This window comes from Flagellimonas sp. 2504JD4-2 (assembly GCF_053642935.1).
Genome location: NZ_JBSIOV010000003.1, coordinates 577,008 through 592,933, shown reverse-complemented (window position 1 = coordinate 592,933; position 15,926 = coordinate 577,008). Strand labels below are relative to the sequence as shown.

The 15,926-nt window shown below is 41.4% G+C and carries 16 protein-coding genes and 1 tRNA gene; 8 read left to right on the top strand and 9 right to left on the bottom strand.

Annotated elements, in window-relative coordinates:
- Positions 1-244 precede the first annotated feature (244 nt).
- Complete coding sequence (locus ACULLH_RS14000) at positions 245-610, top strand: DUF4870 domain-containing protein (RefSeq protein WP_454089377.1); 366 nt, start codon at positions 245-247, stop codon at positions 608-610.
- A gap of 104 nt (positions 611-714) precedes the next feature.
- On the opposite strand, the gene ACULLH_RS13995 is transcribed toward ACULLH_RS14000, so the two are convergent.
- From ACULLH_RS13995 to ACULLH_RS13970, 6 genes are all read right to left on the bottom strand, one after another.
- On the bottom strand, positions 715-1,818 hold the full coding sequence (locus tag ACULLH_RS13995; RefSeq protein ID WP_454089376.1) for a hypothetical protein: 1,104 nt from the start codon (positions 1,816-1,818) through the stop codon (positions 715-717).
- A 185-nt stretch (positions 1,819-2,003) separates the two neighbouring features.
- Positions 2,004-3,122 (bottom strand): DNA polymerase III subunit beta, encoded by a 1,119-nt coding sequence (gene dnaN / locus ACULLH_RS13990; RefSeq protein WP_454089375.1) that lies wholly within the window; start codon positions 3,120-3,122, stop codon positions 2,004-2,006.
- A 110-nt stretch (positions 3,123-3,232) separates the two neighbouring features.
- A complete protein-coding gene (gene gldG / locus ACULLH_RS13985; RefSeq protein ID WP_454089374.1) occupies positions 3,233-4,885 on the bottom strand; it encodes a gliding motility-associated ABC transporter substrate-binding protein GldG in 1,653 nt (550 codons plus the stop codon).
- A gap of 11 nt (positions 4,886-4,896) precedes the next feature.
- Positions 4,897-5,628 (bottom strand): gliding motility-associated ABC transporter permease subunit GldF, encoded by a 732-nt coding sequence (gene gldF, locus ACULLH_RS13980; protein ID WP_454089373.1) that lies wholly within the window; start codon positions 5,626-5,628, stop codon positions 4,897-4,899.
- 91 nt (positions 5,629-5,719) lie between these two features.
- Positions 5,720-6,022, bottom strand: a complete 303-nt coding sequence (locus tag ACULLH_RS13975) for a putative quinol monooxygenase (RefSeq protein ID WP_454089372.1) — start codon at positions 6,020-6,022, stop codon at positions 5,720-5,722.
- On the bottom strand, positions 6,023-6,853 hold the full coding sequence (locus ACULLH_RS13970; protein WP_454089371.1) for an SAM hydrolase/SAM-dependent halogenase family protein: 831 nt from the start codon (positions 6,851-6,853) through the stop codon (positions 6,023-6,025). It abuts the gene before it with no gap.
- Between the two features lie 121 nt (positions 6,854-6,974).
- Here ACULLH_RS13970 and ACULLH_RS13965 point away from each other — a divergent pair, with 121 nt between their 5' ends.
- From ACULLH_RS13965 to ACULLH_RS13950, 4 genes are all read left to right on the top strand, one after another.
- Positions 6,975-7,928, top strand: coding sequence for a PhoH family protein (locus ACULLH_RS13965; protein WP_454089370.1), 954 nt, complete (start codon positions 6,975-6,977; stop codon positions 7,926-7,928).
- Between the two features lie 6 nt (positions 7,929-7,934).
- Complete coding sequence (locus ACULLH_RS13960; RefSeq protein ID WP_454089369.1) at positions 7,935-8,891, top strand: phosphoribosylaminoimidazolesuccinocarboxamide synthase; 957 nt, start codon at positions 7,935-7,937, stop codon at positions 8,889-8,891.
- Positions 8,892-8,985: 94 nt separating this feature from the next.
- A complete protein-coding gene (locus ACULLH_RS13955) occupies positions 8,986-9,240 on the top strand; it encodes a DUF4212 domain-containing protein (protein WP_454089368.1) in 255 nt (84 codons plus the stop codon).
- Positions 9,241-9,243: 3 nt separating this feature from the next.
- Entirely contained in the window at positions 9,244-11,019 is a 1,776-nt protein-coding gene (locus ACULLH_RS13950) for a sodium:solute symporter family protein (protein ID WP_454089367.1), read from the top strand.
- Positions 11,020-11,071: 52 nt separating this feature from the next.
- Here the strand turns inward: ACULLH_RS13950 and ACULLH_RS13945 are convergent, their stop codons facing one another.
- Together ACULLH_RS13945 and ACULLH_RS13940 are read right to left on the bottom strand one after the other, a co-directional pair.
- Positions 11,072-11,827, bottom strand: a complete 756-nt coding sequence (locus ACULLH_RS13945; RefSeq protein WP_454089366.1) for an SDR family NAD(P)-dependent oxidoreductase — start codon at positions 11,825-11,827, stop codon at positions 11,072-11,074.
- Positions 11,828-11,909: 82 nt separating this feature from the next.
- The gene (locus tag ACULLH_RS13940) at positions 11,910-12,773 is read right to left on the bottom strand and encodes a helix-turn-helix domain-containing protein (RefSeq protein ID WP_454089365.1); all 864 of its coding nucleotides are present in this window, start codon (positions 12,771-12,773) and stop codon (positions 11,910-11,912) included.
- A gap of 123 nt (positions 12,774-12,896) precedes the next feature.
- Here ACULLH_RS13940 and acs point away from each other — a divergent pair, with 123 nt between their 5' ends.
- A complete protein-coding gene (gene acs / locus ACULLH_RS13935; protein ID WP_454089364.1) occupies positions 12,897-14,804 on the top strand; it encodes an acetate--CoA ligase in 1,908 nt (635 codons plus the stop codon).
- A 53-nt stretch (positions 14,805-14,857) separates the two neighbouring features.
- Positions 14,858-15,253 (top strand): DoxX family membrane protein, encoded by a 396-nt coding sequence (locus ACULLH_RS13930; protein ID WP_454089363.1) that lies wholly within the window; start codon positions 14,858-14,860, stop codon positions 15,251-15,253.
- A 64-nt stretch (positions 15,254-15,317) separates the two neighbouring features.
- On the opposite strand, the gene ACULLH_RS13925 is transcribed toward ACULLH_RS13930, so the two are convergent.
- Positions 15,318-15,391 (bottom strand) — tRNA-Met (locus ACULLH_RS13925).
- Positions 15,392-15,527: 136 nt separating this feature from the next.
- Between ACULLH_RS13925 and ACULLH_RS13920 the strand changes: the two genes are divergently transcribed.
- Positions 15,528-15,911, top strand: a complete 384-nt coding sequence (locus tag ACULLH_RS13920; protein WP_454089362.1) for an START-like domain-containing protein — start codon at positions 15,528-15,530, stop codon at positions 15,909-15,911.
- Positions 15,912-15,926 lie beyond the last annotated feature (15 nt).

Below are 15,926 nucleotides of genomic sequence, written 5' to 3'. Positions count from 1 at the left end.
GCAGCGAAGGGTTTTATTTTTGGGTTTTCAGAGATATTTTTCTTACAAAAGAGATGTCTTTTGATCAAAATTTACAGCAATTATTAATTTTAATCACCTGATAATCAAATACTTAATTACAATTTCATCGATGAGTTGTCAAAATTATGGATGATATGTATAAAATTGATCTTTACTACTGACTTGTAACATTTTAGAGATATGATATACCCATAAAGTGTAGAACATCAAAATCAATCAAAAAATGGAAGTCATCAATCAAAATCAAAATGTTGTTAGAAGGGACAACACATTGTTGTCTATAGCACACCTTACTCAATTATTGCACTATGTAACCGGATTTGGCGGTTTTATTGTTCCCTTGACCATTTGGCTAACGTCAAGAAAAAATGTTCAGGGAATGGAGGAGCATGGAAGATCCATAGTCAATTTTCAGTTGAGTCTATTGCTATACTTGATAATCAGTATCCCGGCAATTTTATTGTTTGGATTGGGAATTCTTGGACTAATTGCCGTCGGAATTTTAGGATTTGTATTACCCATCGTGAACGCTATTAAAGCTTCAAATGGGGAACCTCCTTCCAACTTTCTTACAATTCCCTTTATATAAAATATAAAGAGGGCGGTAAATCCGCCCTCTTTTTTATTCGCTAGGATGTATGATGTTAACGAATTTACCGTGATTTAGTGCCTGAAGAAAGGAACCATTATGGCTTAATCGTTATCATTGTCGTCTTCGTCATCACCGCAAACAACAGCATGCGCGATAACATAGATATCTCCAGATAGGTTGTCTTCAATACTATACTGACCCGGGGCTACTGTCGGATCACCATTTTTTGTGGGGAACATATCGTTACCGGCATAAGTATGCGTTTCACTTACAACTACACCATCAAAGAAGTTATAGGTCACTTCAACATCACCAACCGCATAGGACACGTCAACAGTTCCAACCAACTCTCCTTTAGAAATATCACACTGTCCAGCACCAGAATAAATCTCATAGGTTGCACTTGTCCCTTCGGAAAGTGGCCCAATAGTCCATCCCCATCTGCTAAATCCTTCGTCCAAGAAACAGGTATTCCCGTCGTTACCTCGTGCGAATGCTGTCTCACAACCTTCGCCACTAGGCTCACATTCTATTGGAATGGTAATAAAAACTGGCTGACGATTGTTTGTAGGAATGAGGACAACAGCCAATACTTGACCTTCACCAGGCTCAAAACCTTCACCATTGGCAACTGCCGCGTCTACTATCTCCTGACCTTTTTCTTCGCTCCAGTCATCGCCTAAAAAGGCACAGGCTTGACAGTTATTGTCATCGATTAGCTCCCAAATGGCCCATTGCACATCTCCAAAGGTATAAGTACCGCCACTTGGGCTATCCATACCAATGAAGTTTTGATTGACAATCCAATTTACCAAGTCGAAGTTCTCGGGATTCTCAAACGCTCCAGCTGGTAAATCCGCGTAACTGGAATATACATCGGCATCAAAACACTCGTTTCCAGTTAATGATAGATCAACATCAATACACCAAGCGCCATAATTTCCGGCTAATTCGGTGTCATTGATGGTCAAGTCGAAATAAATGTTGTTTGCATCAACGCCTTTTGCTGTTGTACAAGCATTCACCATGGCAGGTAAATCCGGTAAGAGGTTGATTTCACATTCTTCCTCTTCTTTCTCTTTTTCGGGCTTTACTTTGCTTTTGCCCTCGATCCCTCCAAGGACCTCAGAATCAACAGGCTCCGACTCACAAGAGTACGCACCAACAATAAATACGGCCAAAGTGGCCAAAAGTAATTTTCTCATGTTTTTCGATAATTTAGTTAACGTTAATGCTGGTGGATTACCAAATCTATAAATAGTGAAGGCAGGACTTAAAAAATAACGCTAAACCGTTCAGAAAATCGGTAAAAAACAGGTGGTGTGAGCAGGATTTCCAACATTGATCAAAAGCAGAACATAAATGTAGGAAGTGGCCTACTAATAAGTAGTTAGCCATTCAGCATTACTGGCATTACCAGCATGGTCACCAACTCACCTTCGTCCAATCCATCAATAGGGGTTAAGATTCCAGCGCGATTAGGTAAACTCATCTCCAAAGACACATCATCAGAGGACAAATTACTCAACATTTCAACCAGAAATCTTGAATTGAAACCTATCTGCATGTCATCTCCTTGATACGAACAGGAAAGTCTTTCTTCCGCTTTATTGCTGTAGTCAACATCTTCCGCCGAAATATTTAATTCAGCACCCGCGATTTTCAAACGAATTTGATGGGTGGTCTTATTTGAGAATATGGAGACCCTTCGAACCGAACTCAAAAATTGATTCCTTGAAATGGTCAGCTTGTTCGGGTTTTCTTTTGGAATGACGGCTTCGTAATTTGGGTATTTCCCATCAATCAGACGACAAATCAATTCCGAATTATCAAAAATGAACTTCGCATTGCTGTCGTTATACTCAATGGTCACCTCAGATTCAGAACCGGAAAGAATTCCCTTAAGCAAATTCAACGGTTTTTTGGGCATGATGAATTCAGCAACTTGTGATGCGCTAACGTCGTTTCGTTGATATTTTACCAATTTGTGGGCATCTGTAGCCACAAACGTCAAGTTTTCAGGAGAAAACTGGAAGAATACACCACTCATAACGGGTCTCAAATCATCATTGCCCGCGGCAAAAATGGTCTTGTTGATGGCCGTTGCCAAAACATCACCCAGAAGGGTGGTGGAACTTGGATTTGAAACTTCCACCGCTTTTGGAAATTCAGCGCCATCGGCATAAGCCAAAGCATATTTACCGTGATTTGAACTGATTTCAACCGTATTGTTATCCTCAACGACAAAAGTCAGGGGTTGTTCCGGAAAGGTCTTTAAAGTATCCAATAATAGTCTGGCAGGAACCGCAATGGCACCTTCAGCATCAGAATCGACCTCCAAAACGGAGCTCATGGTCGTCTCAAGGTCCGAAGCGGACACCGTTAACTTGTTCTGTTTTAAATCAAACAAGAAATTATCAAGAATGGGCAAGGTGTTGCTGTTGTTGATTACACCTCCTAAAACCTGCAATTGTTTTAATAAATATGTACTGGATACAATAAACTTCATTAAAGAAATTCTTTTAACATTGATGCCCTAAAAGCTGTGTTCGGGCAGATAAATCGATAAAAACAAATATATTTTAAAACCCTTTAGCAAAGAAACAAACTTATTAACATCTACTGGGCATATTTCCGTTTGCGGTAATAACCAAAGAAAAGACCCGCAACCAATGTTAAAAATACGGGAACCCCGATGTTTATTAGCTGCCACTTTCCCTTTTGAGAAGCAATTTTCTCGGCATCAAGCAAAGGAATTGAGACCCTTTTGTTTCTAATGTTTATAAGTCCGGTATCATCCAAGAGGTAATTGATGCAGTTCACCAAAAATTCTTTGTTCCCATAGGTGGTGCTGGTCCATTTATCAAACCCAAGTTCCAAGGGTCTTCCGTTCCGCAATTGGTTTTTGATGAGATCACCATCCGAGATTACGATCATCTTGTTTTCTAAACCTTTTTCAGCAGTATTTTTTAGGCTTAGGGGTTTTATCCTGTTTTGGTACATGGAATTGAACTTTCCCTCGATTAGAACGGCCAAGGGTTGGTTTCCATTGGTGTAGGATTCCCTGTCCGGGGGATTGTCTAAAACACTCAATCCAATTTGTTTGGGCGTTCCCTCCGTTTTTGACAAAGGGGAGCTTTGGAGCAGTATGGTTTTGTCATAACTGTTTTGCAAAATATCCATCGGACTGGTAAACTGATAGCGGACAGCCTCAATATTGGTGTTGATAGGATGGTTGTTTTGTGAAAATACCATTGGATTATAGTACCAAGGGACTGGATTGTATTGTGAATCATTTCCTTCTCCGGAAGCCAAGACAATCTGGGTGAAATAGAGATCATTCACGAGAAGAGGATTGATGCGAATTCCATAATGAAAAAAGAAATCCCTGAGATTCAAATCCCGAGGGATGGCCAAAGCGCTTCCATCACCGCTAAAAATACTGTCCACCTCCATGGCTACTTGATCCATGAGCCAAATGGACCTTCCACCATCAACGATAAACTGATCGAGAACATATTTTTCCTCATCGGTAAAAGTTTCTGTTGGTTTGGCCACCAATGCAAGATCAAACCCCTTGAGCTGATCCAGGACTTTTTGGGGATTTCCTGCCACGGAATCCAAGGTAATCGCACCAATGTTGTAGTAATCTCGAATGGTGGTCAGATAATCGGCTATAAAAATATCGTCTAGTTCTCCATTGCCCTTGATGACCGCGACGCGCTTTTTCTCCGCGATATTTAACTTGGTGAACGCATCTGCGAAACCATACTCCAATTGTTGTACGGAATTGTTGATACGGTCCTCCATGGATGAACCCAATTTATTTTTGAGCAGGGAGACTTTTACGGTTTGATTTTTATAATTTACCATCGCCCACGGGAAAACCAATTCTTGTGATATTTTCCCGTTTTCTTCAATAGTTACATTTGCCGCTTGGAGACCCATGCGCTGTAGATCGGCAATAGTTTGTTGGGTTTGGCTCTCATCTTCCAAGGGATTTACCAAATTGAACTTGATGTTACTATTTTCTGTAGCAAACGACTCCAACAACTGGACGGTTTCCACTTTTAATTTGGCAAATTCTGGAGGAATGTTTCCATCCAAAAGAATATCAATAATTACGGGAGAATCAAATTTTTTGGCAGCATCGATGGCGGGTTGCGATAATGTAAACCTATTATCTTCGGTTAAGTCGAACCTTGCATAAAAAAAGCTTCCAGCAACGTTCAATACAATTACCGCCACCAAGACCTTTAGAACTGAAATCATGAACTTCCCCATTAGCGTGGCAACTGTTTTAAACGTTGAAAAGTCAGATATAAAAAGAACAAGGAAATCGATATAAAAAATATGAGATCCCTGGTGTCAACGATTCCCCGAGCGATACTATCAAAATGTGCTTTGGCGCCTATACCTTGAATAAATTGTTGCATTTCTCCATTGGAAAACAGGGAAGAAATGGCTTCAAAACCATTGAACATCAAAAAGCAAATAAGAATGCCAATAATGAACGATACAATTTGGTTATCGGACAAGGTCGATGCAAAAATCCCCATGGACGTATAGGCGGCAATCAAAAAGAAAAGTCCAAAGTATGAACCTAGTACTACCCCGGAATCAAAATTTCCTTCCATTATTCCCAAACTGGAGATTGCAAATAGATAAATGATTGTTGGGATTACGGCAATGACACAGAGCAAAAAAGCGCCCCAAAACTTGCCTAAAACCAGTTTCCAAATGGATATAGGTTTTATTAAAAGCAATTCCAGTGTACCCACTTTACGTTCCTCAGAAAAGCTTTTCATTGTAATGGCCGGGACCAAAAAGATAAAGATCCAAGGAGCCAACAAAAATAGGTTGCCCAAATCGGCAAAACCATAATCAAAAATGTTGTAGTCACCCCTAAAGACCCATAAAAACAGCCCATTGAGCAATAGAAACAGCCCAACAATCAGATAACCTATGGGTGATGTGAAAAAAGATTGTACCTCTCGTTTAAAAATCGCAAACATATCAATTATCAATTGTCAATTGACAGTTATCAATGGTGGTCAATAATTTGACTTTACTTTGATTGTAATTTATACTTGATATGTACATTGTTTATTGTCCACTGTTAATTGAATGTTGTTTTACACTCCAAGCTTCGGGCTTTTCTGCAAACAATTGTTTGGTTTTGCTCCAAACCTCTTTAAAAAAATCCGATGTTCTATAATTTTCCAAATCTGATTCGTTGTCCCAAAGGCTATAGGTGAAAAAGATACTTGGATTTTTAAGGTCTTGGTATAATTCTACCGAGTTGCACCCTTCAAAACCCGTGATCCCTGATTTTGATGTCTCAAAGATTCGTTCAAAACTAGGAATATTTTCGGGTTTAATGGTGAGTTTAACGATACGTATCAACATTTATAAAAAATTTATTGTCACGGTATCCCTGTAATTCAATCCAAGAAGAGTAGAGGCCCCACCAACAGTATTTAAATCACTTTTGTAGATGGCTAGTTCAATGTACCCCACGGAATTGAACAATGCCAAGGCATCACCCGGCCCTTTACGTTGTGCCTTGTCCAAATCAAAATTGACAATACCATTGTAACTACTATGGACGGCAGTTATTTTGTTGGTTCGAGCTATCACTTCAAAATCCCTACCATTGCGATATGCCTCAAAAAGACTTTTTTGAATATTGGTGATTACATTGCCATAGTTATCAATATACACCACATTGCCAACGATGGTTTTACCGTCATTGGAAATGCGCGGCTCAAACTCCTTAAGCTCTTTCAGTGAATCAAAGGGTTTACCGATGACCTCCAAAGTACCACCTCTTGAAATATGGCAGGCTACCTGCACGAAGACATTTAGTACTGGGAACGAGCTCGGGCTAAGATCAGGAATGCTTATTTCCACGACCTTTTCGGGGTTTATTTCAGAAGTGATCAAGGAGATTACACCATTGTTTGCACTGATAAAATAATGTCCGTCTACCTGCACCGCTATATGTTGGTTCTCGGGTGATTGTTCAGAATCAACACCTACAATATGAACGGTTCCTGTGGGAAAGGAACGATAGGCATTTTTGAGGATATAAGCGCACTCCTGGATATTGAACGGATTTATCTCATGTGAAATATCAACAATAGTAACATCGGGTAAGTTGTTGAGAATAGTTCCCTTTATCGCACCAACAAAGTGATCTTTATGTCCAAAATCAGTGGTTAAGGTTATTATTGCCATGCAATACTGTTGATATGTTTTTCCCCGTTCAAATCGATTTTTGGTTAAGTTTGTGGGGTAAAATTAAGTAAAAAGAAAGAATAAAATTTCTTCAGAAAATAACCTTTAAATACCCCATTTATTGAACGAGCTGATTATTGAACTGACGGAGATTAGCCCACAAGAATTCTTTGGGCAGCAGAATGAGAATATTGAGCTACTTAAAAAGTACTTCCCAAAGCTTAAAATTGTGGCCCGAGGGAGCAAAATCAAAGTATATGGAGACGAAGAATTACTAGAGGAATTCGACAGACGTTTTGATATGCTCACCGCCCATTTTGCCAAATACAACAAATTGGATGAAAATTCCATAGAGCGGGTATTGACCAGCAATGGGCAGGAGGATTATAGCTCATCCAAAAGTAGTGGCGATGTTTTGGTCCATGGCGTAAGCGGTAGATTGATAAAAGCCCAGACCGTTAACCAACGCAAATTGGTGGATGCCTGCAAAAAGGACGATATGGTCTTTGCCATTGGTCCTGCGGGAACCGGAAAAACCTATACGGGTGTTGCTTTGGCTGTAAAGGCACTTAAGGAAAAACAGGTACGACGCATAATTTTGACCCGTCCAGCTGTAGAGGCAGGCGAAAATCTTGGATTTCTTCCAGGAGATCTAAAGGAAAAATTAGATCCTTATATGCAACCCCTCTATGATGCGCTTCGTGATATGATTCCTGCAGAAAAATTAGAAAAGTACATTGAGGACGGGACCATTCAGATTGCCCCAATGGCCTTTATGAGAGGTAGAACGCTCGATAATGCCTTTGTTATTCTGGACGAGGCCCAAAACACTACGCATGCCCAAATGAAGATGTTCTTGACCCGTATGGGAAAGAATGCTAAATTCCTTTTGACCGGTGATCCAGGACAAATCGATTTGCCACGTAGGGTTATTTCAGGCTTAAAAGAAGCCCTTCTAATACTCAAAAATGTTCAAGGTATTAGTATCATCTACTTGGATGATAAAGATGTAATCCGCCATAAATTGGTCAAAAAAGTCATTGACGCTTACAAGAATATTGAGCACCAAAACTAGCTTAGCATGCCAAACACATTGATGGATACCAATTTCCATTTTTCCGGTCAAAAATCCATTTACAAAGGAAAAGTGCGGGAAGTTTATACCTTGGAAGATGATATTTTAGTCATGATTGCCACCGATCGCTTGTCAGCTTTTGATGTGGTAATGCCCAAAGGAATTCCATATAAGGGACAAATTCTTAATCAGATTGCCACTAAGATGATGCAGGCCACAGAGGATATTGTTCCCAATTGGCTAATGTCCACGCCTGATGCCAATGTGGCCATTGGTAAAGCTTGTGAGCCTTTTAAGGTTGAAATGGTAATCAGAGGGTATATGTCAGGTCATGCCGCGCGGGAATACAAGGCCGGAAAACGGATTTTATGCGGAGAGCCCATGCCCGAAGGGATGCAAGAAAATGATAAATTCCCGGAAGCCATAATTACTCCGGCCACCAAGGCAGAACAAGGGGATCATGATGAGGATATTTCCAAAGCCGAAATTTTGCGTAGGGGAATCGTTTCAAAAGAGGATTATGAGATTTTGGAGAAATACACCAAAGCGCTTTTCCAAAGGGGAACTGAATTAGCAGCTAAAAGAGGTTTGATTCTCGTGGACACCAAATACGAGTTTGGAAAAACAAAAGATGGGGAGATTGTGTTGATTGATGAAATCCACACCCCGGATTCCTCCAGGTATTTCTATGCGGATGGTTATGAAGAGCGGCAAGCCAAAGGGAAACCCCAAAAACAATTATCCAAAGAGTTTGTCCGCCAATGGTTGATTTCCAATGGATTTCAAGGACTAGAGGGGCAAACACTCCCCGAAATGAGCGATGAATACATCCAATCCGTGTCAGAGCGCTATATTGAGCTGTATGAAAGTATCATGGGAGAGCCTTTTGAAAAGGCCGATGTTTCCAACATTCAGGAACGTATTGGCAGTAACGTATCCAAATATCTCAATACCCTTCGTTAAATATCAATTTTAACCAATATTTTGTGAGTGCTTGTAATTTTAGGTAAACAGTTGTGTGAGATTTCATATATTTCAAGAATAAACCAACCTTGGAATGGACGCTTCGCAACGCAAAAAATATTGGCGGGAGAATCTAAGATATCTCGCTATTCTTCTCATAATCTGGTTTTTAGTTTCGTATGGATTTGGAATTCTTCTGGTGGATGAATTGAACACCATTCGTTTGGGAGGATTTAAACTAGGCTTCTGGTTTGCGCAGCAGGGCTCTATTTATGTGTTCGTAATTCTCATATTTGTCTATGTGCGCCTGATGAACAAGTTGGACAAAAAATACAACGTTAACGAGTAACTTATGGGAATTCAAACATGGACGTTTATCATCGTCGGGCTCACTTTTGCATTATATATTGGAATTGCTATTTGGTCCAGGGCCGGTTCAACCAAAGAGTTTTATGTGGCTGGTGGAGGAGTTTCCCCCTTGGCCAATGGATTGGCCACTGCGGCAGATTGGATGTCCGCAGCCTCCTTTTTGGGGATGGCGGGAATCATTGCCTTTTCGGGTTATGATGGTTCTGTGTATTTAATGGGTTGGACAGGAGGCTATGTGCTGTTAGCACTGCTGTTGGCACCCTACTTAAGAAAGTTTGGAAAGTTTACGGTTCCTGATTTTATAGGAGACCGCTATTATAGCAATGTTGCCCGAACCGTTGCGGTTATTGCTGCACTTTTTGTTTCCTTCACCTATGTTGCCGGACAAATGCGTGGTGTCGGGGTGGTTTTTTCCCGATTCTTGGATGTTGAGGTGAACACGGGGGTCTATATTGGGATGACAGTGGTTTTATTCTACGCTTTTTTAGGTGGAATGAAAGGAATCACATACACCCAGGTAGCCCAATATTGTGTCCTCATTTTCGCCTTTATGGTTCCAGCCATATTTATTTCGATTATGGCCACAGGAAACCCGATTCCGCAATTAGGATTTGGCTCAGCTGGGGAAGATGGTATTTACTTATTGGATAAATTGGATGGCTTGATGACGGATTTGGGATTTACCGCTTACACCGATGGTTCTAAGTCGACCACAGATGTCTTTTTTATCACTGCGGCATTAATGTTGGGAACCGCAGGTTTACCCCATGTGATCATCCGTTTTTTTACGGTACCAAAGGTACGGGATGCCCGTAAATCAGCTGGGTACGCATTGTTGTTCATTGCGATTCTCTATACAACAGCCCCTGCCATTGCCGTTTTTGCCCGCACCAACCTCATGGAAACTGTAGAAGATACACCTTATCAAGAAATTCCACCTTGGTTTACCAAATGGGAGGAAACGGGACTGATTGCGTGGACAGATAAAAATGGAGATGGAAAAATCCAATACCTTCCCGGTTCGGCAATTGATGGTAAAAAGCCATTGTTTATTGAAGGAAAAGGGGACCATGGACAGCGAAAGATTTCCAACGCAAGTGGTACGGCCAACGAACTTTACGTAGATCGCGATATTACCGTTTTGGCAAATCCGGAAATTGCCGGATTGCCCAACTGGATCATTGCCTTGGTCGCGGCAGGTGGATTGGCAGCGGCTTTGTCCACTGCAGCCGGATTACTATTGGTGATATCGACCTCTATTTCCCATGATTTGATCAAAAAGCAATTTGCTCCGGACATTTCCGATAAAAAGGAACTATTGATTGCACGCCTTGCGGCGGTTCTTGCTGTTACGGTTGCTGGATACTTTGGAATCCATCCTCCCGGTTTTGTGGCCTCGGTGGTCGCCCTGGCGTTTGGTTTGGCGGCTTCCTCCTTCTTTCCGGCTATAGTAATGGGAATTTTCAGCAAACGAATGAATAGGGAAGGGGCTATTACAGGTATGATTGCGGGATTGGGGATTACCACCTATTATATCGCACGGTTTAAACTGGGTTGGATTGGGGATGCGGAAACCAATACCGCCAATGATTGGTGGTTCGGGATTTCCCCCGAAGGTTTCGGAACCGTAGGAATGCTGGTCAACTTTGCGGTAGCGCTTATAGTTTCAAGATTTTATGCAGCACCTCCAGAGTCCGTACAGGAAATAGTGGAGAATATTAGAATTCCAAGTGGGGCAGGAGATGCCTTGGAACATTAAAATCCCATCAAAATACAATGATGGGATTTAAGAGTTTCCTAATAGTTAAGATTTAGTTTCTTCCAGCCATCACACCTCCATCAATATCCCAAACGGCTCCAGTTACCCAAGAGCTTTTGTCCGTCAGTAAAAAATGGATGGTTTGTGCGATGTCCTGGGCACGTCCAACACGTCCGATAGGGTGGAAATCGTTAAAACCTTGAAGGGTCTCTTCAATTTTATCTTTTTCAATGAAGGCACCGTATATTGGAGTGACCACCACAGCTGGAGATACGGCATTTACGCGAATATTACGTTCCGCCAGTTCCATAGCCAAGTGCTGCGTAAGCGAATGTAATCCTGCTTTTGCCATGGAATAAGCCGAGGAAGGCGTCGCCTTTATGGCCTGTTTGGCCCACATGGAACCTATGTTTACAATAGATCCACCTCCGTTTTCGATTAGAATTTTTGAAGCTGCTTGGGTGATGAAGAAAAACGCCCTATTAAAGTTGTGGTAAATGTCGTAGTCATCTTGCGTATGCTCCAAAAAAGATTTCGGGCTGAAATATCCGGCCGCGTTCACCAAATATACAAGGTTTGGTAATTGGCTTGGCAAGGTCGAAATGAATTCACTTACCGCTCTATCATCATTCAAATCCAATTGAACCGCTTTAACGGTACCAAATTCAGAAAGTGCTGAAGCAGCGCTTTTAAGGTTGGAATCATCCCGCCCAACCACGGTTACCTCGATGTTGTCTTTTAGTAATAGTTCTGCGGTGGCCTTTCCCATTCCGGTTGTACCACCTATTATCAATGCTTGTTTGCTCATATGCTATATGGATTTAATTTCCATACAAAGTTCTTATGCGCGCTTTGAAAAAAATGGTGATCTACAGGTGAATGCTGGTAATTTAGAGAAAGGTTTTTTGAAATTCCTTTGGAGTATGACCAACGCCTTTTTTGAAGTATTTGGTAAAATAGGTAGGATCATCAAAACCCAGGCTATAGGCAATCTCTTTTATCGAAATTTTTTGATTGGAAAGCATACGTTTGGCCTCAAGAAGTTTACTTTCCCTGATTACCTCGGCAGGTGTGGTAAGCAAGATTTTTTTACTGACGTTTGTCAAGGTCTTTGAATTTGTACCCAAAGCTGTGGCATACGCATCAATGCTATGGAATTCATGGATTTGTTGGTTGATCAGTCTTTTAAACTTAAAGGCGAGTCCAAAATCCATGTTTGCGTTGAAATCTATGTTACTCTCTTTTTTTCGAAGTCGCTCAATTTGAAGCAGAATGATCTGAAAGTAATGATACACCTGTTCCTTGTAAAAAGATTCCTTGGAAGTCAGCTCCGATTGGATGGAAGCGGTAATACCATCGAACTTTTCAGCTTCTGCGGGGTCCAAATTCAAACAATAGCCTCCTATTTCGTTAAAAATTGATACGGCAAACCTGTCCATCAAACCAGCATTCCTAGCATTGATAAACTCATCGTTGAAGTGAAATAAAAAACCAATATTTGAGGAGTCGGGACAGAAGTAATGAATCTGGTTTTTATTGATGAAAAAAATGGAGTTTGCGTCGTGATCTATCACTTCATAATCCACATAATGTCTTCCATGCTCCTTAAACCAAATGAGTTGATAAAAACTATGCCGATGGGGTACTGAAGCCGGTTTTTTGTTCAATTCATAGTAAGGTTGGGCATCCTTGACCTCAAAATGAAGCTTGGAAGGGTCATTTTTATGCAGATGGTATCTCTCTATTTTAGTCATTCGTCGATCGTGAAAAGTAAGTCGAAGTTACTGATTTCCCTTACGTCGATTAATCCCCAATTGTTAAAGCTACTGCTTCTTTTTTGCTATTTTTAAGGCTCACTAAATTTTTGAGGACTACGTATGAGCAACTACCACATTAAACATTTGGAGGAGTACTTTCAGGTTTATAGAAAATCTGTAAGAAACCCTGAGGCATTTTGGGAAGAAATCGCAGAAGAACATTTTGTTTGGCGCAAGCGATGGGACAACGTTTTGGAATGGGATTTTTCCAAGCCGGAGGTAAAATGGTTTAATGGGGCACAGCTCAATATCACGGAGAACTGCATCGACAGACACCTGCATATTCGTGGCGATAAGACGGCCATTCTTTTTGAACCCAACAGTCCGGATGAGGAAGCCGAGCATATTACCTATAAACAACTGCATGAGCGTGTTGGCAAGTTCGCAAACGTTTTAAAGGATAATGGAGTCAAAAAGGGAGATAGAGTGGTCATTTACTTGCCCATGATTCCAGAACTGGCCATTTCGGTGCTGGCATGTGCCAGAATTGGCGCTGTGCATTCCGTGGTTTTTGCAGGATTCTCATCAACCGCTTTGGCGACACGTATCAATGACTGCGAAGCCACAATGGTATTGACTTCTGATGGTTCCTATAGAGGCGGAAAAACTATTGACCTGAAAGGGATTGTGGATGAAGCCTTAAAGCAATGTCCGGATGTTAAGACAGTTTTGGTGGCGAAACGAACCAATGCTGAAATTCATATGGAAAAAGGCCGTGACCAATGGCTACAACCTTTATTGGATAAGGCGTATTCGGACTGCACACCAGAAATTATGGATGCGGAAGATCCATTGTTCATTTTATACACATCGGGTTCCACCGGGCGTCCCAAAGGGATGATGCATACCACGGCCGGGTACATGGTCTATACCGCATTTACGTTTAAAAATGTGTTCCAATATCGAGAAGATGATGTGTATTGGTGTACCGCAGATATTGGTTGGATTACAGGTCATTCCTATATCGTTTATGGACCCTTGGCGAATGGAGCTACGACCGTAATGTTCGAAGGAGTACCGTCCTATCCAGATTTTGGTAGGTTTTGGGATATTGTTGAAAAGCATAAAGTAACGCAATTCTATACTGCTCCTACCGCAATTCGCGCACTGGCCAAAGAAAATTTGGATTTTGTAACCGATCGTGACCTTTCCAGTTTGAAAGTATTGGGTACCGTGGGAGAACCTATAAATGAGGAAGCGTGGCACTGGTATAATGATCACGTGGGTGAAAAGAAATGTCCGATTGTGGACACATGGTGGCAAACCGAAACTGGAGGTATATTGATTTCGCCCATACCGTTTTCAACACCGACCAAACCAACTTACGCTACATTGCCCATGCCAGGTGTACAACCCGCTTTGATGGATGAGAACGGGAATGAAATCCACGGCAACCAAGTGGACGGACGCCTTTGTATCAAATTCCCATGGCCCTCCATGGCCAGAACTATCTGGGGAGACCACCAACGTTATAAGGACACCTATTTTTCCGCTTTTGAAGGGAAATACTTCACAGGAGACGGCGCACTGCGCGATGAGGTAGGTTACTATCGAATTACCGGTAGGGTAGATGATGTTATCATTGTTTCTGGGCATAATCTGGGTACTGCACCCATTGAAGATGCCATCAACGAGCATCCTGCGGTGGCTGAATCCGCTATTGTTGGATTCCCGCATGACATTAAGGGTAATGCCCTGTATGGTTATGTAATCTTAAAGGAGACTGGCGAATCCCGTGATCGTGACAATCTAAAAAGGGAAATCAACCAAATGATTACCGAGCATATCGGACCGATTGCCAAGTTGGACAAGATTCAATTTGTTCCGGGACTGCCCAAAACCCGTAGTGGAAAAATCATGAGACGTATCCTCCGTAAAATAGCGTCAAAAGATACTGGGAATCTTGGTGATATTTCTACTTTGCTGAACCCAGAGGTGGTGGAGCTGATCATGAAAGAGAGCCTATAAATGTAAGGTAGGGCAGTAGTCCAAGACCAAGAAACCACTAAACCATTAGGATTATGAAAAACGTTGTTTCGTGGGTGTTGCGGTTGGCGGCTGCCATTATTTTATTACAAACGCTCTTCTTTAAGTTTACCGGAGCACCGGAAAGCATCTATATATTTGAAACCGTTGGTATGGAACCTTGGGGTCGATACGGCAGTGGGATTGCTGAACTGATAGCCAGTGTCCTTATATTATGGCCCAGAACAACAGGTTTGGGGGCACTTATGGGCCTTGGCGTAATCTCTGGAGCTATTTTTTTCCATCTGACCACTTTGGGTGTTGAAGTACAGGGGGATGGCGGACTCTTGTTTTATCTCGCTTTGGTGGTTTTTGTGTCCTGCACAATTTTGCTAAAGCTATATTGGGAGCAACTGAAAAACCTTTTGCTTTCTTCTGTAGGAGGTAATTAGTAACTGAAATCAAACCATCCTCTATAAAAGTGAAAACCCAAGACGAAAATCTTGGGTTTTTTTGTAGCGAGAGGGAGACTTGAACTCCCGACCTCAGGGTTATGAATCCTGCGCTCTAACCACCTGAGCTACCTCGCCATGGTTTGTTTAAGCGGGTGCAAATATAAAGTTTAATTTTCGCCGAATCAAAATTCATATTAATTTATTATTTGATATTTATTTTTATATCTTCCCGATTATTATATAATGTCGAAAGGAAAAACCGATCATAAGAATGAGTGATAAGATTAAATTTGAATTGGAGTTTGTAATACAAGCCTCGCCACAATTACTTTATCAATATATTTCCACCCCTTCAGGCCTATCCGAATGGTACGCCGATAACGTAAATTCCCGTAGCGAGCTGTTTACCTTCATTTGGGATGGAGCTGAAGAAAATGCCAAGATGCTTAAACGCAAGAGTGATGAATTTGTCAAATTTGCGTGGGAAGAGAATGATGATGACAGTTATTTTGAGATGCGAATCATTGTGGATGAGATTACCAAGGATGTATCACTTTTTATAACGGATTTTGCTGAAGAAGATGAGGAGGACGAAGCTAAAATGCTGTGGGAAAACCAAGTATCGGATTTAAAACAGGTGTTGGGTTCAAAATAGTTGTATTCTGAACTA